Genomic DNA, 19,568 nt, shown 5'->3' on the forward strand with positions numbered 1-19,568 from the left:
CGGTCGGTGTTTTCGCACCGATCGCGGCAGCGCTTTACACGTCTGCCGGGGCGGGCATCAGTGCGCTACAATTTATCGGTGCGGTCGTTGCTTGGCTTTTCTGCGCCTCGATATTACATTGGTTGGGAAGGGTGCTGCTAAGGAGACTGCAATGACCAGTCTGCAGATATTTGCCTTTTATGTACTGCCGCTCTGCATCGCGGCCGGTGGCTCGCTGTATGCCTACTTCGTCATTCGCGCCATAGACCGCAAATACGGCAAGCCGCCGCGCGACTGAGCCGTTGTCAGCCCGGCTGCCAGCCGGGTTCCGCCATCTCGAAGCTTGAAAACGTGAAGCCCGGTGCCACCGTGCAGCCCACGAGCGTGAAGGCGCCGAGCGGCTCTGCCGCTTGCCAGACATCGGGCGGGACAACGGCCTGAGGGCGTTCGCCACTCGCCAGATCGATGCCCAGCCGGATTTCCTCGACCGAAACTCCGTCCGAAATCTTCAACAGCAACGGATCGCCCGCGTAAAAGTGCCAGACTTCGGCGGCATCGCGCACCCGGTGCCAGTGGGAGCGTTCCCCGGCTTGCAGCAGGTAGTAGATTGCCGTCGAGGCGCCTCGATCCTGTCCCTGATCCAGTCCGGCGCCATCGCGAAACGTTTCGACATACCATCCTCCTTCCGGGTGGCGCTGCATGCCGAGCGTTTCGATGATCTCTTCCGCGGTCTGTTTCGTCATGTCGCATCTCCGCATGCTCAGAAATTGTCCTTGCGCTTGCGGATCTCGGCAAAGACCTCTTCGTTGGTCCTGCCTTCCATGATCAGGTTGCGGCGGATCGCCGGGTCGTTGGCGCGCAGGAAAGGGTTGGTCTCCTTTTCCAGACCCATCATCGTCGGAATGGTGAACTTTCCGTCGGCCCGCATCGCCTCGATCTCTCCCGCCCGGCGCTGCAGCGCGACGTTATCGGGATCGATCGTCAGCGCGAACCTGGCGTTGGAGAGTGTGTATTCATGGCCGAAATAGATCGCCGTCTCATCCGGCAGCACGGCAAGCTTCTGCAGCGAGTGCCACATGTCCGACGCCGGTCTCTCGAACAGGCGGCCGCAGCCGAGAGCGAAGAGCGTGTCGGCGGCAAACAGGATCTTGTCTTCGGGAAAATGGAAGCAGATATGGCCGGCCGTGTGGCCGGGGGTCTCGATAACGCGCACCGGATGTTTGCCGAACAGGAATTCGTCGCCATCGGCGACGCTCCGGTCCAGACCTGGAATGGCGACCGCCTCGTTGACCGGGCCGATGATTTCCAGCCCGAACCGCTCTTTCAGCGCAAGGTTCGCCTCCACATGGTCGGTGTGGTGGTGGGTGGTGAAGATGTGGGTGATTTTCCAGCCGCGCCGTGCCGCCGCCTCGATGATCGGCTTTTCCTCCGGGGCATCGATCGATGCGGTCAATCCGCTTTCAAGGTCGTGGACCAGAACCCCGTAATTGTCGCTGCGGCAGGAAAAAACTTCAATTTCAAGCGGCTTCATCCGAAAACACCTATTGCTCAATGTCTGTTTCGAAACAATGTAGAGGCAGGTTCTTCTTCGTCCAACCACCGAACACGAGCATTTGCGCATTGTCAGTCGATATCGTCGATCTCCGTGAATTCTACCATTCGCCGCTCGGGCACCTTGCCGAGAGGTCGATCGGCATGGCGCTGTCCTCGCTCTGGGCGCGGCTGCCGGAGGAGCGGCTCGTCGGTCTCGGCTATGCCGTGCCCTATCTCGATCGCTTCCGTACCGACACCGAACGCACCTTCGCCTTCATGCCGGCAGGGCAGGGGGCGGTGAACTGGCCGGTCGGCGAATTGTCGTCGACGGCGCTGGTGTTCGACGAGGAACTGCCGTTGCCGGACAGTTCCATCGACCGCGTGCTGATGGTCCATTCTCTGGAGTTCGCCGAGAACCCGCGCGAAAGCCTCAAGGAGATCTGGCGGGTGCTGGCGCCCGGTGGTCGGCTCGTCATCGTCGTGCCGAACCGGCGCGGGGTCTGGGCGCGCATGGAACATACGCCCTTCGGCTCGGGGCGCCCCTATTCGCGCAGCCAGCTGATCACGCTTCTGCGCGAGGCGAATTTCACCCCCGGCGCATCCGCCGAGGCGCTGTTCTTTCCGCCGTCGAAAGTGCGCGCCATCCTGCGACTGCGGCATGTTTTCGAGCGCATGGGCCGGCGCTTCTGGCCGGTCTTTTCCGGCGTCCTCGTCATCGAGGCGCAGAAGCGGCTCTATCAGGGTCTGCCGGTCGCCGCACGCGCCTCGCGACGCGTCTTCGTGCCGGTGCTCGCGCCGCAGGGGGTGAGAACCATGCGTGACGTCGATCAGGGCTGAAGGTCGAAAAGACCGAGCGGTGCGCCGTCCATCGCAAAGGGGACGGATTCGTGGGTGTGGACGATCATCCATCGGCCGTCCTCGCGGGCGAATGCCATGGTCAGGCGAAGCCAGAAGCCGCTCTTTTCGCCGCCTGTCTTCGTGCCGCCAAGCCAGGCAAGCATCGCGCACCAGCCGGTATCGCCGCCGAGCCGCAGGTCCGTGTCGCGGATGTTGAACTCCAGCGGACCTTCCCAGCCGTCCAGCCATTCCTGCAGCCCTGCCCGGTCGTTACCGCTCTCCTGCAGCGGCGGAGCGAGGGTGAACTGGCGAATGGTCGCAGACTGGCAGCGGATCATGCCATCGGCATCCTTTTGCCGCAGCGCCTCAATCCATGTGTCGATGAGCGCCTTGATGTCGTCGTGATCTCCGGTCGGCATGTCATTCTCCATTCACTTTACGTCCACTGAAAGACATATACGTGGCGTTCGTTCCGCCGCGCACTCTCGACAAGCATCGCTTTCAGCTTTAATCCCTCTCAATCCTTGCCTTAGCATGCATTTTTCCGAAAAGGTCGATCCGATGAGCATCGTTGTGAGTGAGCCCGTTCCGCGTCCAGGTATTCTGGATATCGCCGCCTATGTGCCCGGCAAGGAACATGCTCCCGGCGTTGCGCGGGTGTTCAAGCTTTCCTCCAACGAAACGCCGCTCGGCGCCAGCCCAAAGGCCATCGAGGCCTTCCGCCAGTCCGCCGGCCATCTCGAACTCTATCCCGACGGTCAGGCGCATGCGCTGCGCGAGGCGATCGCCTCCGTCCACGGGCTGAATGCCGCCAACATCATGTGCGGCAACGGGTCGGATGAGCTTCTCGGCCTCATCTGCCACGTCTATCTCGGCGCCGGTGACGAGGCGATCATCACCCAGCACGGGTTCCTCGTCTACAAGATCCAGATCATGGGCGCGGGTGCTGCGGCGATCGAAGTGCCGGAGAAGGATTACACGGTCGATGTCGACGCGATTCTCGCGGCCGTCACCGACAAGACCAAACTTGTCTTCATCGCCAATCCGGGTAATCCGACCGGCACTTACGTCCCGGTCACCGATATCCGCCGCCTGCATGCCGGCCTGCCGAAGAACGTCATCCTCGTTCTCGACGCAGCTTACGCGGAATATGTCCGCAAGAGCGATTACGAGGCAGGTGTCGAACTCGTCTCGCAGAACAAGAACGTCGTGATGTGCCGCACCTTCTCCAAGGCCTATGGTCTTGCGGCGCTTCGCATCGGCTGGATGTACGGCCCGGCCGGCATTCTGGATGCGCTCAACCGCGTGCGCGGCCCGTTCAACATGAACGCGCCCGCAATCGCTGCCGGCTCCGCCGCCATGCGTGATCAGGAATTCATCGCTGAGGCGGTCGAGCACAACACGCTGTGGCTCGACAAGCTCAATCATGCCTTCGAGGCGATCGGCCTCAAGGTCACGCCTTCGGTCACCAACTTCGTGCTGATCCACTTCCCTGATATCGACGGCAAGCGGGCGCCGGATGCCGATGAATTCCTCACCAGCCGCGGTTATATCCTGCGCATGGTCAAGGGTTACGGTCTGCCGAATGCGCTGCGCATGACGGTCGGTTCGGAAGAGGCAAACCGCGGCGTCATCGAAACGCTCGGCGAGTTCATGGGACGGAAATGATGAAGGACGGTCATTTCGAGCGGATCGCGCTGATCGGTATCGGCCTGATCGGATCGTCGATTGCCCGCGATATCAAAGCGCTCGGCCTTGCCGAGCACGTCGTCGTCTCGACGCGCAGCGAGGATACGCTGAAGCGGGCGGAAGAGCTGGAGCTGGGCACCGAATACACGGTCTCGGCCGCCGATGCGGTGAAGGACGCCGATCTCGTCATCGTTTCGGTGCCGGTCGGTGCATCGGAAGCGGTCGCGAGGCAGATTGCCGGCTCTCTGAAGCCCGGCGCCATCGTCACCGATGTCGGTTCGACCAAGGCTTCCGTCATCGCCCAGATGGCGCCGCATATGCCAGACACCGTGCATTTCATCCCCGGTCACCCGCTGGCGGGTACGGAAAAATCGGGTCCCGACGCCGGCTTTGCCGGCCTGTTTCGTGACCGCTGGTGCATCTTCACGCCGTTGCCGGATACGGATCAGGCGGCGCTCGAGCGCCTCAAGGCGTTCTGGATTGCACTCGGCTCGCGGGTGGACGACATGGACCCCGAACACCACGACAAGGTGCTCGCCATCGTCTCGCATCTGCCGCATATCATCGCCTACAATATCGTCGGCACGGCCGATGATCTGGAGACGGTGACGGAATCGGAAGTGATCAAGTATTCCGCTTCCGGTTTCCGCGATTTCACCCGTCTTGCGGCGTCGGACCCCACCATGTGGCGCGACATCTGCCTGCATAACAAGGATGCGATCCTGGAGATGCTGGCGCGGTTTTCCGAAGATCTCGCCTATCTGCAACGGGCGATCCGCTGGGGCGAGGGCGACAAGCTGTTCGAACTGTTTTCCCGCACCCGCACCATCCGCCGGTCGATCGTTCAGGCCGGTCAGGACGTGGACGCACCGGATTTCGGCCGCCACGCGCTGGATACGAAGAAGTAATCTCGGTCAGTCGCGTTGACCCGAGGCCGAAGCTGCCTCGGGTTCACCAATCAGAGCGCTTCAATTTAATCAGGTAAGGCTCTAGATCGGCGGGATTTCCCCGATCGGGATCAAACCACCGGCAAACACCCTGCCGCGGCGGATCGTCAGATCGATGGAGGCATCGCTGCCGCCGCCGAGCGCCTGCAGCATGTTGGCGGCGGTGCCGATTGCCGAGCGGAAGTCCGGCAGCGCCGTGCCGAGGCTTTCCTCCCAGGCATCGATATCCTCCACCCGCAGTTTCAGCCGACCGGAAAGGCGGCCGTCATCGTCGAAGGAAAACGGGCCGGACAGCGTCAGCACCTGGCCGTTGCCCAGGTCGGCACGGAATTCCCGCAATTCGCCTTCCGAGCCTTGAAGCGCGATGTCGCTGCGGTCGCTGCCGTCCAGCATGCCGGCACGTCCCGCAAGCATCACGTCGATGCTGGCATTGGTGGCGGGCAGAAGCTGCGCCAGACCCTGCGCGGTGGTCGAAGCCTGCTGCAGCTGGATCGCGGCCTCCAGATCGGCGCCGTTCTGGCGCAGCTGGATTTCGGAATGGTCGGCGCTGATGTCGAATGTCTGGCCGCTGACGGAAGAGACGATCGTCGTCTTCGGTTGCTCGAGCACGAGCGAGGCACGCTCGACGCCCTTCAGCTTGGTGACGAGACTCGACTGCAGGCTTTCCCAGGTGGTGGAGGCCGAGAGGCCGTGGCTGGTGCGCAGTTCGGACGGCGCATCGAGTTCCCAGACGATGTGGCGAGGATTGTATATCTGTGCCGCGGAGCGCAGCGAGCCGAAGGCGGCCGATATGCCGTTCCTCGTATCATCCAGTTCCACCTTGGAGCAGAACAGGCCGATGCGGAAGGGAAAGCCGCGGTATTCGGCATTCTCGCAGGCGGCGGCGATGCCGGCATCCTTCTGGCTGCCGAGCAGGATAAGCGTTCTTTCGCGCAGCAACGATGCGGCATAGAACCAGCCGGCAGTATAGAGAGCGATCGCCACGACGACGGCGCTGGCGAGCCACCATAATTTTCTGCTGATGCCGGTTCGGCTTGACGCTGGCATGTAGTTCTCCCATTGGTGCCGCTCCAGACGAAGGTAACGGCATGGCGTGCGATATGGACGAATTTTGGGTCTTTGGCTATGGATCGCTGATGTGGAACCCCGGTTTCCCCTATGTGGAGCGGCAGACGGCCCGCGTCCACGGGTTCCGGCGCTCGCTCTGCATCTGGTCCACCGCCCATCGCGGCACGCAGGAAGCACCCGGCCTGGTCATGGGCCTCGACCACGGCGGCTCCTGCCGCGGCGTCGCCTTCAAGGTGTCGGATGCCGAGCGCGACGATGCGCTCGATTACCTGCGCAAGCGCGAACTGATCACCAATGTCTACAAGGAACGGATCGTACCGCTGTCGCTGGCGGATGGCCGGCGGGTGAGGGCCGTGACCTATGTGGTCGATCGCGCCCATGTGCAATATGCCGGCAGTCTCGGCGTCGAAGAGGCCGCCCGCATCGTGGCGCGCTCGCACGGCCAGTCTGGGCCGAATGATGCCTATGTACTCAATACGGTCGAGCATCTGCGGCAGATGGGGATACGGGATGTGTGGCTCGAGGCGGTCGGCGCGGCGCTGGCTGCGGCTAGACAGAATTAGGCTCCCCTGCTTTTGTGTCCGATAAATTCTCTAAGAATAGAATCGATGGGATACAAAGATGGTGGATGAGGTGGCGCCAGCAGAGTCAGATGAAGAGATGGGTCGTCGTCTATTCTTTGAAGAGATTCAAAGGATGAATGAGCGTGGACAAGCCACGTCGGCACTCGTTGCTGCCGCTGCACTCGACGACTTCTTGGATAAGGCTATCAGATCGCTGATGCCTAATTTAGACAAGGAGCTTCGGGCTAAGCTTTTTGATGGCTATGGGCCGCTATCAACATTTAGCGGGAAGATCGACATGGCTTACGCCTTGGGGCTTATCGATCGGTCGGTTCACAAAGACATCCACATAGTTCGGGCAATCAGAAATGAATTCGCACATCCGAACGGCGCGAAAATTGTTACCTTTTCTGACCCGGTCTTCGACCGCCTCTTTTCGAAATGGCCAGATTACCGGAAGAATATAGATAAGGGTATGTTTTTACAGGTTAAATTCCGGGGGATTTTGGAGGCTATGAAAGAGGCTATCTTTCGAGGCGCACACGCCTTTCCCCGTGACGCTAACTAGGATGCGATATGCCTTGAGTTAAGTCCTTTGCTCGCAGTTCCGCCAGCCTCTTTGCCGCCGTGGGCGGCAGTGGCAGATGCGGGTTGGCTTCCACCGTCTCGATCAGCAGCTGGTCGCTGGCCGTTTCCAGCGTCTCGATCAGGTGGGCATAGAAGGCGTCGGGCTCCATGCCGGGCTGGATTGCCGGCAGGATCTTCACCTTGAAATGGCCGGGATGCTTGATCAGCTTGCGGCGGCCCCAGAACAGGCCCCAATGGGCGACGACCGGCACGACCGGCACCTGCATGTCGCGGTAGATGCGGGCGATGCCGTACCGGTATTCGGGCGTGTCGCCCGGCGCACGCCGGGTACCTTCCGGGTAAATGATCAGCTGCCGGCCGGCATCCATCTCTTGCCTGGCACGCCTCATTACCTCGACCATCACCTTGCCGCGGGCGCCGCGATTGACCGGGATCATCCGCTGCTTGGCCACATACCAGCCGAAAAGCGGGATCCACATCAACTCGCGCTTCAGGATATAGACCGGGTCGCGCTGGTAGGGCAGCAGCGCGAACGTATCCCAGGCCGACTGGTGTTTCGGCGCGAAGATGCAGCCGCCTTCCGGAATGTTTTCCAGTCCCTCGATCTCGAAGCGCGCGCCGACGATCTTGTCCATCAGCCAGTTGTTGGTCCTCGCCCATTCCTTGGGGATCGCCATGGAGGCCTTGCGCGGCATGAGGAAGTAGATCGGCGACAGCACGATCATCCGGACGAAGAGGTTGAGATAGAAGGCGGTGTTGAACAGCACCGAACGCACAAGCAGCATGAGCAAATTCCTTGAAGACAGGCGTTGCCTACACGAGATTGCCCGCCGACAAAAGAGCCAAGCCTGTTGCCGTCAGGGGCGTGGCGGAGGGGCCGCGTCCGGTGTGTCTTCCTCGGTGCGCAGGCCGCTCCAGCGTGCCATGCCGATCCAGTCACGGAAGGAGGCGAGCACCACCTTGCCGTATTCCGACAGCATGGTGCGCAGCGTATCCGGCTCCATGAACCAGGCGCGGCGGGCAAGATCGGCGTTGATCACCGGGTAGGCGATGAAGTCCGTCAGCGGGTCGGCCTGGCGCAGCTCATGCAGGCTGCGGATCATGTGGTAGTTGTTGGTGACGACGAGAACCGACTTGTAACCGTGACCCCTGATCCAGCGGGCGATCTCGTTGGCATTGCCGATCGTGTCGATCGCGTCGTAGCCGATGTCGACGCAACACTTGAACAGATCGGCCGACCCTTGCGTCACCTTGCGGATCTGGGTCGGTGTGGTCGAGGGATGGGCGCCGGAGATCAGAAGTCGCTTGCCGGCGCCGTCGCGCAGAAGGCCGACCGCCTGCTCGATGCGCAGGTAACCGCCGGTCAGAACGACGATCGCATCCGCCTTCACCCCATCGGGCGCGCGCAGCGAAGTGACCGAATCGGCAAACCACAAAAAACCGCCGCCCAGGATCGCAATGCCGATGAAGGCGAGCATGATCAGGCGGCGCAACAGGCGGCGCAGCAGGCTATGGCGCGAAAGCAGGCCGATCCCCTTGCGGCCCGGTGGCCGGTCATCAGGCGTCCAGCGATTGATCTTGCCGAATGTCATGAGCCGTCATTAGTCTCAGATTGAAGCCGTGCCTAGAGTTTTTCCCCATAGCGGGAATCTGACTGTTTGTCATGACGATGGCATGCCATCGGTGCGGGAGGGATCGGAGCGGACGATGTCGATCTCGTCGATCGTCCGCATGACCGTGAAACGCGCCGTCAGCGTTGTCAAAAGCGCGATCACCAGCATGGTGGCGAAAATGCCGAGATAGCCGCTCCAGCCGATGGTGAACGAGCCGAACAGGGCCATGGCCTGCTCGCTTTCCGGCGTGGCGCGCGAGTTCGATTGCCAGATGTTGGCGGTGGCGAACAAGAGCGCCGCCAGCGCTCCGCCGATCGCCGAACCCTTGAGGCTGATCTTGAGAAAGTGCTTCTGGAATTCGTGGGCGACGAAGCCGCGCTCGGCGCCGACGAAATGCAGCACCTCAACGATATGCCTGTTGCCCGAAAGCGCGCCGCGGGTGGCGAAGATGACGGTCAGGATCATCGCCGTGAAGACGAGGATGAGGATGCCCATGCCGATCCACACCGTCGTGCGCGCCATCGAGACGAGCCGGTCGACCCAGGTGCGGTGGTCGTCGAGGAAGGCCTGCGGCACTTCCGTCTTCAACAGTTCGCGCATGCCGGCGAAATCCGGCGGATTGCTCTCGTCGATGGTGACGATGACGAGACGCGGCACGGGCAGGTCGTCGAGCTGCAGGTCGGAGCCGAGCCAGGGTTCCAGTAGGCGTGCCGTCGCGTCATCGTCCATGATCGTGCCGGTGCGGGTGCCGACGAAGGTCAGTGCCAGATCGCGCGCCTTCGTCAATGCGGCGTTCATGTCCAGCCCGTCATCCGGCTTGATCTGGATGGTGATCTCGCGGGAAATCTGGCTCTGCCAGCCGGCGGCCGTCGTGCGCACCATGCTGACCGCACCAAGCGTCAGACAGGCGAGGAAGGCCATGATCGCAATGACCACCATCAGCGCATTGCCCTGAATGTTCGACGGCGGCAGGATCGGCGCGGTCGGGCGCACGCGCATTTCCACGCGCCGCGAGTGACCATCCTTCCGGCCGTCGTCGCGGGCGTCCTTGCCGCCCGGCCGCTGCCGTTCCTCTTGTCTTGCCGCTGGTTTCCTCAAACGGAATACCTCATTCATAGATGTCCAGCCGGCCTTCACTCAGGATCATGCGTCTGGCGTCGATCTGGTCCATCAGGGCCAGGTCGTGCGTGGCGATGACGACGGCGGTGCCGAGCCGGTTCAGCTCCATGAACAGGCTGAGCAGGCGCCGCGCCATGGGTGGGTCGACATTGCCAGTCGGTTCGTCGGCAAGCAATATCTCCGGCCTGTCCATCAGTGCGCGGGCAATCGCCGCGCGCTGCTTCTCGCCGCCCGAAAGTACAGCCGGCAGCACGTTTATCCGCTCTCCAAGCCCGACCCATTTGAGAAGGTCGATCACGTCATTGCGATAGGACGCCTCGTCCTTGCCGCGCACGCGCAGCGGCAGGGCGACATTCTCGTAGGTCGTCAGGTGGTCGAGAAGACGGAAATCCTGAAAGACGATGCCGACGCGCCGGCGCAGCATCGGAAACTCGCCACGCGGGATCTGCGACAGATCGCGGTCAAACATGCGGATGATGCCGCGGGTCGGGTTGAGCGACATGAACAGCAGGCGCAGAAGCGTCGTCTTGCCGGCGCCGGACGGGCCGGTCAGAAACTGGAAGGACCGTTTCGGGATGTCGAAGGTCATGTCCCGGAGGATTTCCGGTCCCATGCCATAGCGCAAACCGACATTTTCGAAATGGATCACCGGAAATCTTGTCCTGGCTCTTGGTCTTGGCGAACGGTGTCTAGGCGAACAGTCATTTCTTAACGTTGCGGGTAAAGAAAGGGTAAATCAGGCGGCAAAAAGGCCTTCATGCAGGCCTGATTTGGAAAGTGTTAACCATTCCAATTTACGTTTTGCCGCAGTTTGTTTCAATGCCTGACCATCCGATACCCACGGTGGCGATCGGGAAGGCCATGCGGAAAGGGCACCATGAGCACCTTCCACGACCGTCGGCAAGCCCGCGCCAGCGCCGCAATCGATATTCTCCCGCCGGAAGAGGCGAGGGGCAAGGTCATCCATTTCCGCAAGCCGGTCGAGGTGTTCGACGCCCATTTCGAGACGCTGCAGCGTGACGGCGTCCGTCGCCGTCGTGCGGAGGCCACCGACGCTCGCGCCGCCTCCCCCAATTCTTCGAGCGCCCGCATGGCCGCAAACGATTCCCGCAGGCAGGCGAAAACCCTCGGCGCTTCGTTGAAGGCGAGCGCCATGTCGGTTGTCGATGCGGGCGAGCGCAAGCTCATGAAACTGTCGCCCGATGCCTTCGTCGCCATGCTGGCGGCGGTCATCGTTGCCGTCTTCACCGCCTGCGGCGGCTTCTCGCTCATCCCCGATGCCGGTGCGACCGACACCGGCCCGGCGATCGACATCACCCATGTGACCATGACCCCGCAGGATGCCAACGGCATGCGCGTGCTGCTGATCAACGGCATCGTCGAAAACCGCACGGACGATCACCACGCCATGCCGGCCATCCGCGCCGAGCTGATATCGGGCGAGCAGGTGGTGGCAAGCACGCTGATCACCACCGAGGCGACACGCATCGGTGGCCGACAGGCTTACGGTTTCTACGCCCGCGTGCCGCATCCCGGTGGAAAACTGCCCGATCTCAAGCTGTCGCTGGCCGAACGGGGCGCGTAACGCTTCCGTTGGCGGCCCCTGTCATGCTATCGCGGCTGCTTGAAACCCAGGCAGGAGAGAACCATGCCCATCGTGCGCGGCAAGCAGATCGAACCGCTATTCACCGCTGAACAGATTGCCGTGCGCAACCGCGAGATCGCAGCACAGATCGCAGCAGGCCCGACCAAGGACCTGCTCGTCATCGCGGTACTGAAAGGTTCCTTCATCTTCGCCGCCGACCTTCTGCGCGCGTTGCACGAGACCGGCCTTGCGCCCGAGGTCGAGTTCATCACGCTCTCGAGCTACGGCACCGGCACGGTCTCGCAGGGCGTACGGATCGTCAAGGACATCGACAGCGACGTGCATGGCCGCGACGTACTGTTGATCGACGACATTCTGGAATCCGGCCGGACGCTGAAGTTCGCCAAGGAACTGCTCTACGAGCGCGGCGCCAACCACGTGTCGCTCGCGGTGCTGCTCGACAAGAGCGTCAAGCGCAAGGAAGACCTGGAGGCCGATTATGTCGGTTTCGAATGCCCCGACTATTTCGTCGTGGGTTACGGCATGGATGTCGCCTATGCCTTCCGCGAACTGCCTTTCGTCGGTGTGGTGCAGGGCGACGCCTGATTTGTAACACCATGGCGGTGCGGGAAATCGCACCGCCATGGTGGCAAGCCGTTAACCATGGCAAGCCGCAGCCTCGCTGCCGTTTACTCCTCGCAAAGAAAAGTCTGGTCATTTGCTCCCGGAATGAAACATGCGTGGGAGCGATGATCGCTATGGCCAAGATCCTGATTACCGAAGACGAAGAATCGCTGCGCCGCTTCGTGGCGCGCGCGCTTCGTCTGGATGGTCATGAGACCCACGAAGCCGGCGACGGTGCCGAAGGGCTCGAGAAGCTCGACGAGGGCGCCTACGACCTTTTGCTTTCCGATATCCGCATGCCGGTGATGGATGGCATCGAACTCGCCCACCAGGCGGCTGCCCGCTTCCCGGCGATGAAGATCCTGCTGATGACCGGCTATGCCGAACAGCGCGAACGCGCCGACGACCTGGCTACCAAGATCGTCGATGTGGTGCCGAAGCCGTTTGCACTGCCGGATATCCGCAAGGCAGTCGCCATGGCGCTCGCCGGGGTGACCTCTCAGGCCGCTTGATTGGCAAGTTGACTTGGTGGGGAAAATTCCCCTCACCAACAAAATCTAAGACTTAGCTTCTCTAAGATCTTGATTTTGTATCCTCTCCCACAAGGGGAGAGGTAAAGCGTCGAGGGTGCCGTACCCGCCAGTATCTCTCCCCTTTGTGGGAGAGAAAGCGATTTCAGCATCTTAGCTTTAGCTGAGTGCTAGAAATCGCAAGTGAGGGGATTTTTCCGCAGCGGATCGTCTCTCATCCCCCCCCAAAAAAACTCACCTGATTTCCAACAACCGTTCCAGATACTGCCGCTCCGCATCTCCCGACAGCGCGCCGCCGAGTTTTTCGCGAATGGCATCGAGGATTTCGCGGGCGCGCTGCACGTCGATCTCGTCCGGCACTCTCACCTGATCGCCGAAATCCGGGCCTGACGTCGCGCGCGGGCGGCCAAGCGGGTCGCGGCCGTTCTGGCCGCCCTGGTTGGCCATGCCTTCGCCCTCGCCATTCTCCTGGCCCTGCTGGCCCTGACCCTGCTGCATGGCCTGCATCATCTGCTGCATCATGTTCTGGGCGCCCTGGCGCAGAGCGTTCAAGGCATTGCCCTGACCCTGCACGGCCTGCTCGCCTTCACCCTGACCGAGCGCTTCACCGGCATTGCCCATTTCACGCTCTGCCTGGCCAAAGCCCTCGCCGGGCTGCATGCCCATGCCCTTCAGCGCTTCCTGCAACTGCTGCAGCTGCTGGCCAAGGCCACGCTGCTGGGCCTGAAGATTGCGCAGCGCCTCGCGCAGCTGTTCGGCCGTCATCTGGTCGGTATTCTGCTGGCCACCCTGCTGCCCCTGACCCTGCTGGCCCTGGCCTTGCTGACCCTGTTGGCCCCGCTGCCCCTGACCCTGTTGACCTTGCTGGCCTTGCTGCGATTGCGACTGCTGCTGTTGGCCCTGCTGTCCTTGCTGGCCCTGTTGAGACTGCTGCTCGCCCTCGCCACCCTGTTCGGGGTCGCCGCGCTGCATGCGGTCGCGCAGTGCCTGATCAAGCTGGAATGTCTGGTCCATCAGCCGCTGCTGCTGCTGCATGATCTCACCCAGCTTGTCGATCTGCTGGCGCATCTGGCTGTTCTGCTGCTGTTGCTGCCCCTGCTGACCGCGCTGCGGGCGCCCTGCCTGCAGGTTGTTCATCATCCGCTGCATTTCAGACAGCATCTGCTGGGCGGCGTCGCGGTTGCCGGAACGAGCCAGGTTTTCGATCTGGTCCATCATGTTCTGCAGGTCGCGCTGGCGGATGGTATTCTGCGCCTGCATGTTCTGCTGGCCCTGCGGCGCGTTCTGCATGCGCTGGGCAAGTTCGCTCATGAATTCCTGCATCGCCTCGCGCATTTCCTGCATCAGGCGGGCAATCTCCTGATCGCTGGCACCGTTCTCCAATGCCTCGGAAAGATTGCGCTGCGCATCGCGCAGGCGGCGCTCGGCTGCGGAAAGATCGCCGTCCTCGATGCCGAGGGCGATTTCCCATAGATAGTCGGCGGTTTCCCGCAGTTGCTCCTCACCGCGCGCAAGCTGCATGCGCCCACGGGCGGATTCGATCAGCAGAAAATGGCCGAGATTGGGGATCGTCTCATCGGGGCGGATGGTCAGCGCCTCGTTGAGCGCGATTGCCCTCGGCATCTGCCGCGTATCGAGCGAGAACACCTGGCGCTGCTCGACGATGGCGGCCGCCAGCGGTTCGGAGAAGCCCCGGCCGGGCATGATCATTTCATGCGCCGGGCTGCGGCCGGTCTGGCCGGCGCCGTCGGTCGCGACAAGCGTCACGCGGACGCGTTTGCCGGCAAGCGGATGCTCGATCAGGCTGCGGCTCGTCAGGCCCTTGATCTCCTGGCCGCGCGTCTGGCGCGGCAGGTCGAGGCGGTATTCCGGCGGCGGATAGAGCGGCGTTGCACCAGGCTCCTGCGGCTCGACCGGTTCGATCAGCGCATGGGCCTCGCGAATGCCGTAGTCATCCTTGGCGCGAAAGCCGACTTCGAGCGCGCCATTGACAGAACGTTTCGGCTGGCCGTCGAAGGCGATTTCCGGCGCACGGTCGGGAATGATATTGAACGTCCAGTTCTGGCCGTTGACGGCAAGCGCACCGCTTTCCCCGACCGCCATGGCATAGGTACGCGGGGCCATCGGCTGGTTGGTGGCCGGTGTGGCCGGCGGCGGGGCGGGACTCGTCGCCTGCCGCTCGCCTTCGGGCTTGTCCACAGCTGCGGCCTGCTGCGCTTCGGCAGCCTTGCGGGCAGCCTCCTTCGCCTCTTCTGTCTCGAGCGTCACGGCTTCGCCGCTTGCCTCCGGGGTAAAGACGACGGCTTCTCCGCCTTCGCCACCGGTTACGCGCACGGTCAGAGCCGAATTCTGCGGCAGCGAAATCGGCCCCGTACCACCCTCGGCCTGTTGCGCCTGCGCCTGCGGGCCGGTCAGGAAGATCGGCGCGCGGCCGGTATAGGAGGGTGGCGTCAGCCAGGCATCGATCCTGAGATCAGGATTGACGCTTGCCGCTTCCGGTGCGGGCTGGAAGGCGTCGCCGATGGTGCCGCCGCCGTTGGAAAAGGAATAGCTGAAGGCAATCGCGAAGATCAGCGCCGGCACGGCGCGCAGGGCAAACCGGTCATGGCCGGCGATGTCGGGCCTCGGCATGCCCGCATCGAGGGCGGCAATGCGCTCCGCCATGCGGATCTGGTGTTCTTTCCACAGCGCGCGGGAGAAGGGGGTCTCGAAGGCGGGCTCGTCCTCCTGCACGCCGACAGGCTGGTGGGGCAGGTTGTTGCGCTGTTCCAGCAGCCGATCCGCCTCACTGGGCGAGGGCCAGCGGACCCGGGCCATCGGGATGAGTGCCGCGATGAGACCAAGCGTGAAGACTGCGATCAGGATCATCCGCAGCCAGTCGGGAGACAGGCGGAAAATGCCGAACCATGAGGCGGAAAGGAAAAGCGCCAAAACCGCGAGCGGCGGAATGGCCAGCGGCAGGATGCGTTCGAAGAACAGGACGATGCGCGCAAGCGAGCGTTTCAGCGCCACGCGGCGGGCGAGCGTCAGCCGTGTTTCGAAAGCACCTTTGCGGGTCAAGCTCATGCGGTCCGTCTCCAGTCGTGGCGGCGCGAACAGTAACCCAAGATAACAGTCTTTGTGGCGAAGACGAGGGCAGGCTGATGCCGGCCCCCATATTTCGGGCCTATTCCCGCAATCGTGAAGATCGCGTCAGAGGCGCAAACCGTGCTCAGTCGAGCCAGGCGGGCACGGAATCCAGGCCGATCAGCTCGTCATAGGTGCCGCGCGGGCGGATGACGTGGAAGTCCGACCCGTTGACCAGAACTTCGGGCACGAGCAGGCGGGAATTGTAGGTTCCGGCCTGAACGGCGCCATAGGCGCCGGCGGAAGAGACGGCGATCAGGTCGCCCGGCTTCGGTTCCGCCATCTCGCGGTCGAGCGCCAGATAGTCGCCGGTCTCGCAGACCGGGCCGACGATGTCGCCCTTGATGCGGGGCGTATCCGCCGCCGGCATGACGACCGGGCGGATCGCGTGATAGGCCTCATAGAGCGTTGGGCGGATCAGGTCGTTCATCGCGCCGTCGACGATGATGAACGTCTTTTCGCCCGCGTCCTTCACGAAAATGACCTCGGTCACCAGAATGCCGGCATTGCCGACGATCAGGCGGCCCGGCTCGGTGACGATCTTGCAATCGAGCGAGCGCAGCTGCTGCTTGACGATATGCGCATAGGCATCCGGCAAGGGCGGCGGATTGTTGTCGTCCTTGTAGGGAATGCCCAGGCCGCCGCCGATATCGACATGGTCGATCGCATGCCCATCGCCGCGCAGCGTGTCGACCAGCTCGCGCAGCAGGCGGAAGGCATCCTCGAAGGGCTGCAGCTCGGTGATCTGGCTGCCGATATGCATGTCGATGCCGGTGACATCGATACCGGGCAGGGTGGCGGCGTGGGCATAGACGGCGCGGGCGCGCTCGTAGGAAATACCGAACTTGTTTTCCTTCTTGCCCGTCGAAATCTTGGCGTGCGTACGGGCGTCGACGTCCGGGTTGATGCGGAAGGAGACGTGCGCCTTCTTGCCCGCCTTCACCGCGCGCAGGTTCAGCACTTCCAGTTCCGGCTCGGATTCGACGTTGAAACAGTAGATGCCGGACTCAAGCGCCAGGTCCATCTCGGCGACCGTCTTGCCGACGCCGGAAAACATGATGCGGCTTGCCGGAATGCCGGCGGCGATCGCACGGCGCAGCTCGCCACCCGAAACGACATCGACACCGGCGCCGAGGCGGCCAAGGGTCTTCAGCACAGCCTGATTGGAATTTGCCTTCATCGCATAGCAGACCATCGTGTCCACGTCGGAAAAGGCTTGCGAAAACACCTTGTAGTGGCGCTCCAGCGTTGCCGTCGAATAGACGTAGAAGGGCGTGCCGACCGCCTTGGCGATTTCGGGAATGGCGACGTTTTCGGCGTGAAGCACGCCGTCAATGTAATGGAAATGGTTCACGGCAGGTCTCGGGGCTTACAGAAGCGGATCAAGCAGGAAAGGGCGGTCGGCGACCGGTTCCTTTTTCTGTGCGTCGGATTTGCGGATGTTCTGCTGCTCCACCGGCGTGCTCGGACGATCGAGTTCGCCCTTGCGGCCGCAACCGACAATCACGATGCCGGACAGGCCGAGCACCAGGGCGATGCGGGCGGTATTGATCAGCGTCTTCGACATTTCATTCTTTCTCCGGCACGGACAGGCGGAACTTTCATAGCGAAGTTCCCGCCACTTGTGCAGATCATTTCCTCAAATCAATTGGCGATCGTCGGCATGCCGTTCAATTGCGGCCGCGCCAATAGGCGATCTGCTTCCTGACTTCCGAGGGTGCCGTGCCGCCAAAGCTCTGGCGGCTGGCCACCGACGCATCGACGGTCAGTACGTCGAAGACGTCCTGCGTGATCGCGGGATTGATCGCCTTCAATTCGTCGAGCGAAAGCTCGGCCAGTTCGCAGCCCTTCTTCTCGGCCAGCGCCACGGCATGGCCGGTCGCATGGTGGGCGTCGCGGAAAGGCAGGCCCGCCTCGCGCACCAGCCAGTCGGCAAGATCGGTCGCGGTCGAGTAACCGGAGCCTGCGGCGGCGCGCATGCGGTCGGTGCGGATCGTCATGTCGCGCATCATGCCGGTCATGGCGGCAATCGCCAGTTCCAGGTTCTCGGCGCAATCGAAGACCTGTTCCTTGTCTTCCTGCATGTCCTTGGAATAGGCGAGCGGCAGGCCCTTCATGATGGTCAGAAGCGCCACCAGCGAGCCGTTGATGCGGCCTGTCTTGGCGCGCACCAGTTCGGCCGCATCCGGGTTCTTTTTCTGCGGCATGATCGACGAGCCGGTGGAGAACGCATCCGACAGGCGCACGAAGCCGAATTGCGGTGTCGACCAGATTACAATCTCTTCGGCGAGGCGCGACAGGTGCATGGCGCATATCGCCGCGACCGAGAGGAATTCCAGCGCGAAATCGCGGTCGGAGACGGTGTCGATCGAGTTGCGGGTCGGTTCGCGGAAGCCGAGCGCCTTGGCCGTCATGTGGCGGTCGATCGGGAAGCCGGTGCCGGCAAGCGCTGCGGCGCCGATCGGGCTTTCGTCCAGGTGGTCGATCGCGTGGCGTACGCGGGCGCGGTCACGGCCGAACATCTCGACATAGGCCATGCAGTGATGGCCGAAGGTGACCGGCTGAGCGGTCTGAAGGTGGGTGAAGCCGGGCATCACCGTTTCGGCATGCTCTTCGGCGCGATCGAGAAACGCCGCGATCAGGCCGGTCAGCATCTTCTCGGTCTTCTCCAGCTCTTCCTTCACCCAGAGGCGGAAGTCGAGCGCCACCTGGTCGTTGCGCGAACGGGCGGTGTGCAGGCGACCGGCGGCCGGGCCGATCAGCGTTGCAAGGCGGGCCTCGATATTCATGTGAATGTCTTCGAGCTGGCGGGAGAACTGGAACTCGCCGCTTTCGATCTCTGACATGATCGTGTTCAGGCCTGTGACGATCTGGTCTTTATCTTCGCTCGAAATGATGCCTTTTTCGGCCAGCATGGTCGCATGGGCGATCGAGCCGCGAATATCCTGGGCGTAGAGCTTCTTGTCGAAACCGATCGAGGCATTTATCTCCTCCATGATCGCATCCGGCCCGGAAGCGAAGCGCCCGCCCCACATCTGGTTGGAAGATGTCGCGTCCTTCGTGTCGGCCATGAGATATCAGTCCTGGAGTTAAGTGATGACGTCCAAAAGACCGCTTGGTCTTCCTTCCGCCCGATTGATCCTGATCGCCGCCGTCGCAGGTGTTCTGGCCGGCGCCGTGGCGGTATACGTGACGAACATGGGGTCTGGCAATGGCGAGACGGCCCCCGAAATGGCTTCCGCCGGCCAGTGCGACGGCGCGGTCGAACTGGCGAAGTCCGTTTCCGAATTTTCCAGGGGCGAGGTGGCGGCGATGGCTGCTACCCAGCCGCCACGCCCGCTGCCGCTCGCCTTCAAGGGGCCGGAAGGACAGGATCTCAAGACAGCCGATTTCGCCGGCAAGACGGTGCTGCTCAATCTGTGGGCCACATGGTGCGTGCCCTGCCGCGAGGAAATGCCGGCGCTGAACGGATTGCAATCGGCCATGGGCGGCACTGACTTCGAGGTCGTCGCGGTCAATATCGATACCGGCGGCGACCAGAAGCCGAAGACCTTCCTTACCGACTACAAGATCGACAAGCTGGCCTTCTACCGCGACAGCTCGATGGGCGTGTTCAACGCGCTGAAGAAGGAAGGCCTCGCCTTCGGCCTGCCGGCCACGCTGATCCTCGACAAACAAGGCTGCCTGATCGGCTCGATGAACGGTCCGGCGCATTGGGACAGCGACGATGCCAAGGCGCTGATCACGGCGGCCAAGGGGGCGTGACC

At 62.5% G+C, this 19,568-nt stretch carries 22 protein-coding genes; 10 read left to right on the top strand and 12 right to left on the bottom strand.

The window, feature by feature from the left end:
- Positions 1–151: 151 nt before the first annotated feature.
- Complete coding sequence (locus tag AC0JZ4_RS07660; protein ID WP_471885797.1) at positions 152–277, top strand: hypothetical protein; 126 nt, start codon at positions 152–154, stop codon at positions 275–277.
- 7 nt (positions 278–284) lie between these two features.
- Here AC0JZ4_RS07660 and AC0JZ4_RS07665 read toward each other — a convergent pair whose 3' ends face one another.
- Both AC0JZ4_RS07665 and gloB read right to left on the bottom strand, forming a co-directional pair.
- Positions 285–722, bottom strand: a complete 438-nt coding sequence (locus tag AC0JZ4_RS07665; protein WP_471885798.1) for a cupin domain-containing protein — start codon at positions 720–722, stop codon at positions 285–287.
- A gap of 17 nt (positions 723–739) precedes the next feature.
- Positions 740–1,510, bottom strand: a complete 771-nt coding sequence (gene gloB, locus AC0JZ4_RS07670; RefSeq protein WP_471885799.1) for a hydroxyacylglutathione hydrolase — start codon at positions 1,508–1,510, stop codon at positions 740–742.
- 89 nt (positions 1,511–1,599) lie between these two features.
- Here gloB and AC0JZ4_RS07675 point away from each other — a divergent pair, with 89 nt between their 5' ends.
- The gene (locus AC0JZ4_RS07675) at positions 1,600–2,349 is read left to right on the top strand and encodes a class I SAM-dependent methyltransferase (RefSeq protein ID WP_471885800.1); all 750 of its coding nucleotides are present in this window, start codon (positions 1,600–1,602) and stop codon (positions 2,347–2,349) included.
- On the opposite strand, the gene AC0JZ4_RS07680 is transcribed toward AC0JZ4_RS07675, so the two are convergent.
- Positions 2,340–2,768, bottom strand: a complete 429-nt coding sequence (locus AC0JZ4_RS07680) for a nuclear transport factor 2 family protein (RefSeq protein ID WP_471885801.1) — start codon at positions 2,766–2,768, stop codon at positions 2,340–2,342. The two genes, AC0JZ4_RS07675 and AC0JZ4_RS07680, sit on opposite strands and share 10 nt — an antisense overlap.
- A gap of 142 nt (positions 2,769–2,910) precedes the next feature.
- Here AC0JZ4_RS07680 and hisC point away from each other — a divergent pair, with 142 nt between their 5' ends.
- Both hisC and AC0JZ4_RS07690 read left to right on the top strand, forming a co-directional pair.
- Entirely contained in the window at positions 2,911–4,017 is a 1,107-nt protein-coding gene (gene hisC / locus AC0JZ4_RS07685; protein ID WP_471885802.1) for a histidinol-phosphate transaminase, read from the top strand.
- On the top strand, positions 4,017–4,946 hold the full coding sequence (locus AC0JZ4_RS07690) for a prephenate/arogenate dehydrogenase family protein (protein WP_471885803.1): 930 nt from the start codon (positions 4,017–4,019) through the stop codon (positions 4,944–4,946). The genes hisC and AC0JZ4_RS07690 overlap by 1 nt, the downstream gene beginning before the upstream one ends.
- Before the next feature lie 81 nt (positions 4,947–5,027).
- Here the strand turns inward: AC0JZ4_RS07690 and AC0JZ4_RS07695 are convergent, their stop codons facing one another.
- Positions 5,028–6,032 carry a DUF2125 domain-containing protein gene (locus AC0JZ4_RS07695; protein ID WP_471885804.1) on the bottom strand — a complete coding sequence of 335 codons (1,005 nt, stop codon included), beginning with the start codon at positions 6,030–6,032 and terminating at the stop codon, positions 5,028–5,030.
- Positions 6,033–6,073: 41 nt separating this feature from the next.
- Between AC0JZ4_RS07695 and AC0JZ4_RS07700 the strand changes: the two genes are divergently transcribed.
- Together AC0JZ4_RS07700 and AC0JZ4_RS07705 are read left to right on the top strand one after the other, a co-directional pair.
- Positions 6,074–6,616, top strand: coding sequence for a gamma-glutamylcyclotransferase (locus tag AC0JZ4_RS07700; protein WP_471885805.1), 543 nt, complete (start codon positions 6,074–6,076; stop codon positions 6,614–6,616).
- A gap of 58 nt (positions 6,617–6,674) precedes the next feature.
- Positions 6,675–7,184, top strand: a complete 510-nt coding sequence (locus tag AC0JZ4_RS07705) for an MltR family transcriptional regulator (RefSeq protein ID WP_471885806.1) — start codon at positions 6,675–6,677, stop codon at positions 7,182–7,184.
- Here the strand turns inward: AC0JZ4_RS07705 and AC0JZ4_RS07710 are convergent.
- The 4 genes from AC0JZ4_RS07710 to ftsE form a co-directional block, all read right to left on the bottom strand.
- Positions 7,177–7,989 carry a lysophospholipid acyltransferase family protein gene (locus tag AC0JZ4_RS07710; protein ID WP_471885807.1) on the bottom strand — a complete coding sequence of 271 codons (813 nt, stop codon included), beginning with the start codon at positions 7,987–7,989 and terminating at the stop codon, positions 7,177–7,179. The genes AC0JZ4_RS07705 and AC0JZ4_RS07710 overlap by 8 nt on opposite strands.
- A gap of 72 nt (positions 7,990–8,061) precedes the next feature.
- Positions 8,062–8,796, bottom strand: a complete 735-nt coding sequence (locus AC0JZ4_RS07715; protein WP_471885808.1) for a YdcF family protein — start codon at positions 8,794–8,796, stop codon at positions 8,062–8,064.
- Positions 8,797–8,865: 69 nt separating this feature from the next.
- Positions 8,866–9,816 (bottom strand): cell division protein FtsX, encoded by a 951-nt coding sequence (locus AC0JZ4_RS07720; RefSeq protein ID WP_471887832.1) that lies wholly within the window; start codon positions 9,814–9,816, stop codon positions 8,866–8,868.
- A gap of 109 nt (positions 9,817–9,925) precedes the next feature.
- A complete protein-coding gene (gene ftsE / locus AC0JZ4_RS07725; protein WP_471885809.1) occupies positions 9,926–10,585 on the bottom strand; it encodes a cell division ATP-binding protein FtsE in 660 nt (219 codons plus the stop codon).
- Between the two features lie 228 nt (positions 10,586–10,813).
- Here ftsE and AC0JZ4_RS07730 point away from each other — a divergent pair, with 228 nt between their 5' ends.
- The 3 genes from AC0JZ4_RS07730 (at position 10,814) to AC0JZ4_RS07740 (ending at position 12,657) form a co-directional block, all read left to right on the top strand.
- Positions 10,814–11,521: a hypothetical protein gene (locus AC0JZ4_RS07730; protein WP_471885810.1), complete on the top strand. Its 708-nt coding sequence runs from the start codon at positions 10,814–10,816 to the stop codon at positions 11,519–11,521.
- A gap of 63 nt (positions 11,522–11,584) precedes the next feature.
- Complete coding sequence (gene hpt / locus AC0JZ4_RS07735; RefSeq protein WP_471885811.1) at positions 11,585–12,127, top strand: hypoxanthine phosphoribosyltransferase; 543 nt, start codon at positions 11,585–11,587, stop codon at positions 12,125–12,127.
- A gap of 152 nt (positions 12,128–12,279) precedes the next feature.
- Positions 12,280–12,657 carry a response regulator gene (locus tag AC0JZ4_RS07740; RefSeq protein WP_471885812.1) on the top strand — a complete coding sequence of 126 codons (378 nt, stop codon included), beginning with the start codon at positions 12,280–12,282 and terminating at the stop codon, positions 12,655–12,657.
- A 252-nt stretch (positions 12,658–12,909) separates the two neighbouring features.
- Here AC0JZ4_RS07740 and AC0JZ4_RS07745 read toward each other — a convergent pair whose 3' ends face one another.
- The 4 genes from AC0JZ4_RS07745 to argH form a co-directional block, all read right to left on the bottom strand.
- Entirely contained in the window at positions 12,910–15,741 is a 2,832-nt protein-coding gene (locus AC0JZ4_RS07745) for a TIGR02302 family protein (RefSeq protein WP_471885813.1), read from the bottom strand.
- A gap of 145 nt (positions 15,742–15,886) precedes the next feature.
- A complete protein-coding gene (lysA, locus tag AC0JZ4_RS07750) occupies positions 15,887–17,155 on the bottom strand; it encodes a diaminopimelate decarboxylase (protein ID WP_471885814.1) in 1,269 nt (422 codons plus the stop codon).
- Positions 17,156–17,170: 15 nt separating this feature from the next.
- Complete coding sequence (locus AC0JZ4_RS07755) at positions 17,171–17,368, bottom strand: LPS translocon maturation chaperone LptM (RefSeq protein ID WP_471885815.1); 198 nt, start codon at positions 17,366–17,368, stop codon at positions 17,171–17,173.
- 103 nt (positions 17,369–17,471) lie between these two features.
- Positions 17,472–18,872 (bottom strand): argininosuccinate lyase, encoded by a 1,401-nt coding sequence (argH, locus tag AC0JZ4_RS07760; RefSeq protein ID WP_471885816.1) that lies wholly within the window; start codon positions 18,870–18,872, stop codon positions 17,472–17,474.
- 25 nt (positions 18,873–18,897) lie between these two features.
- Between argH and tlpA the strand changes: the two genes are divergently transcribed.
- Positions 18,898–19,566, top strand: coding sequence for a thiol:disulfide interchange protein TlpA (tlpA, locus tag AC0JZ4_RS07765; protein ID WP_471885817.1), 669 nt, complete (start codon positions 18,898–18,900; stop codon positions 19,564–19,566).
- Positions 19,567–19,568: the final 2 nt, after the last annotated feature.

It is taken from the genome of [Rhizobium] kunmingense, assembly GCF_977018605.1.

Bases quoted from the DNA above. Each gene is read 5' to 3' on its own strand.
- AC0JZ4_RS07705 (WP_471885806.1), top strand. From the start codon at position 6,675: ATGGTGGATGAGGTGGCGCCAGCAGAGTCAGATGAAGAGATGGGTCGT.
- AC0JZ4_RS07715 (WP_471885808.1), bottom strand. From the start codon at position 8,796: ATGACATTCGGCAAGATCAATCGCTGGACGCCTGATGACCGGCCACCG.
- AC0JZ4_RS07755 (WP_471885815.1), bottom strand. From the start codon at position 17,368: ATGTCGAAGACGCTGATCAATACCGCCCGCATCGCCCTGGTGCTCGGC.
- tlpA (WP_471885817.1), top strand. From the start codon at position 18,898: ATGACGTCCAAAAGACCGCTTGGTCTTCCTTCCGCCCGATTGATCCTG.
- gloB (WP_471885799.1), bottom strand. From the start codon at position 1,510: ATGAAGCCGCTTGAAATTGAAGTTTTTTCCTGCCGCAGCGACAATTAC.
- AC0JZ4_RS07665 (WP_471885798.1), bottom strand. From the start codon at position 722: ATGACGAAACAGACCGCGGAAGAGATCATCGAAACGCTCGGCATGCAG.
- AC0JZ4_RS07690 (WP_471885803.1), top strand. From the start codon at position 4,017: ATGAAGGACGGTCATTTCGAGCGGATCGCGCTGATCGGTATCGGCCTG.
- AC0JZ4_RS07740 (WP_471885812.1), top strand. From the start codon at position 12,280: ATGGCCAAGATCCTGATTACCGAAGACGAAGAATCGCTGCGCCGCTTC.
- AC0JZ4_RS07710 (WP_471885807.1), bottom strand. From the start codon at position 7,989: ATGCTGCTTGTGCGTTCGGTGCTGTTCAACACCGCCTTCTATCTCAAC.
- argH (WP_471885816.1), bottom strand. From the start codon at position 18,872: ATGGCCGACACGAAGGACGCGACATCTTCCAACCAGATGTGGGGCGGG.
- AC0JZ4_RS07720 (WP_471887832.1), bottom strand. From the start codon at position 9,816: ATGCGCGTGCGCCCGACCGCGCCGATCCTGCCGCCGTCGAACATTCAG.
- hpt (WP_471885811.1), top strand. From the start codon at position 11,585: ATGCCCATCGTGCGCGGCAAGCAGATCGAACCGCTATTCACCGCTGAA.
- AC0JZ4_RS07700 (WP_471885805.1), top strand. From the start codon at position 6,074: ATGGCGTGCGATATGGACGAATTTTGGGTCTTTGGCTATGGATCGCTG.
- AC0JZ4_RS07660 (WP_471885797.1), top strand. From the start codon at position 152: ATGACCAGTCTGCAGATATTTGCCTTTTATGTACTGCCGCTCTGCATC.
- AC0JZ4_RS07745 (WP_471885813.1), bottom strand. From the start codon at position 15,741: ATGAGCTTGACCCGCAAAGGTGCTTTCGAAACACGGCTGACGCTCGCC.
- AC0JZ4_RS07695 (WP_471885804.1), bottom strand. From the start codon at position 6,032: ATGCCAGCGTCAAGCCGAACCGGCATCAGCAGAAAATTATGGTGGCTC.
- AC0JZ4_RS07730 (WP_471885810.1), top strand. From the start codon at position 10,814: ATGAGCACCTTCCACGACCGTCGGCAAGCCCGCGCCAGCGCCGCAATC.
- AC0JZ4_RS07680 (WP_471885801.1), bottom strand. From the start codon at position 2,768: ATGCCGACCGGAGATCACGACGACATCAAGGCGCTCATCGACACATGG.
- hisC (WP_471885802.1), top strand. From the start codon at position 2,911: ATGAGCATCGTTGTGAGTGAGCCCGTTCCGCGTCCAGGTATTCTGGAT.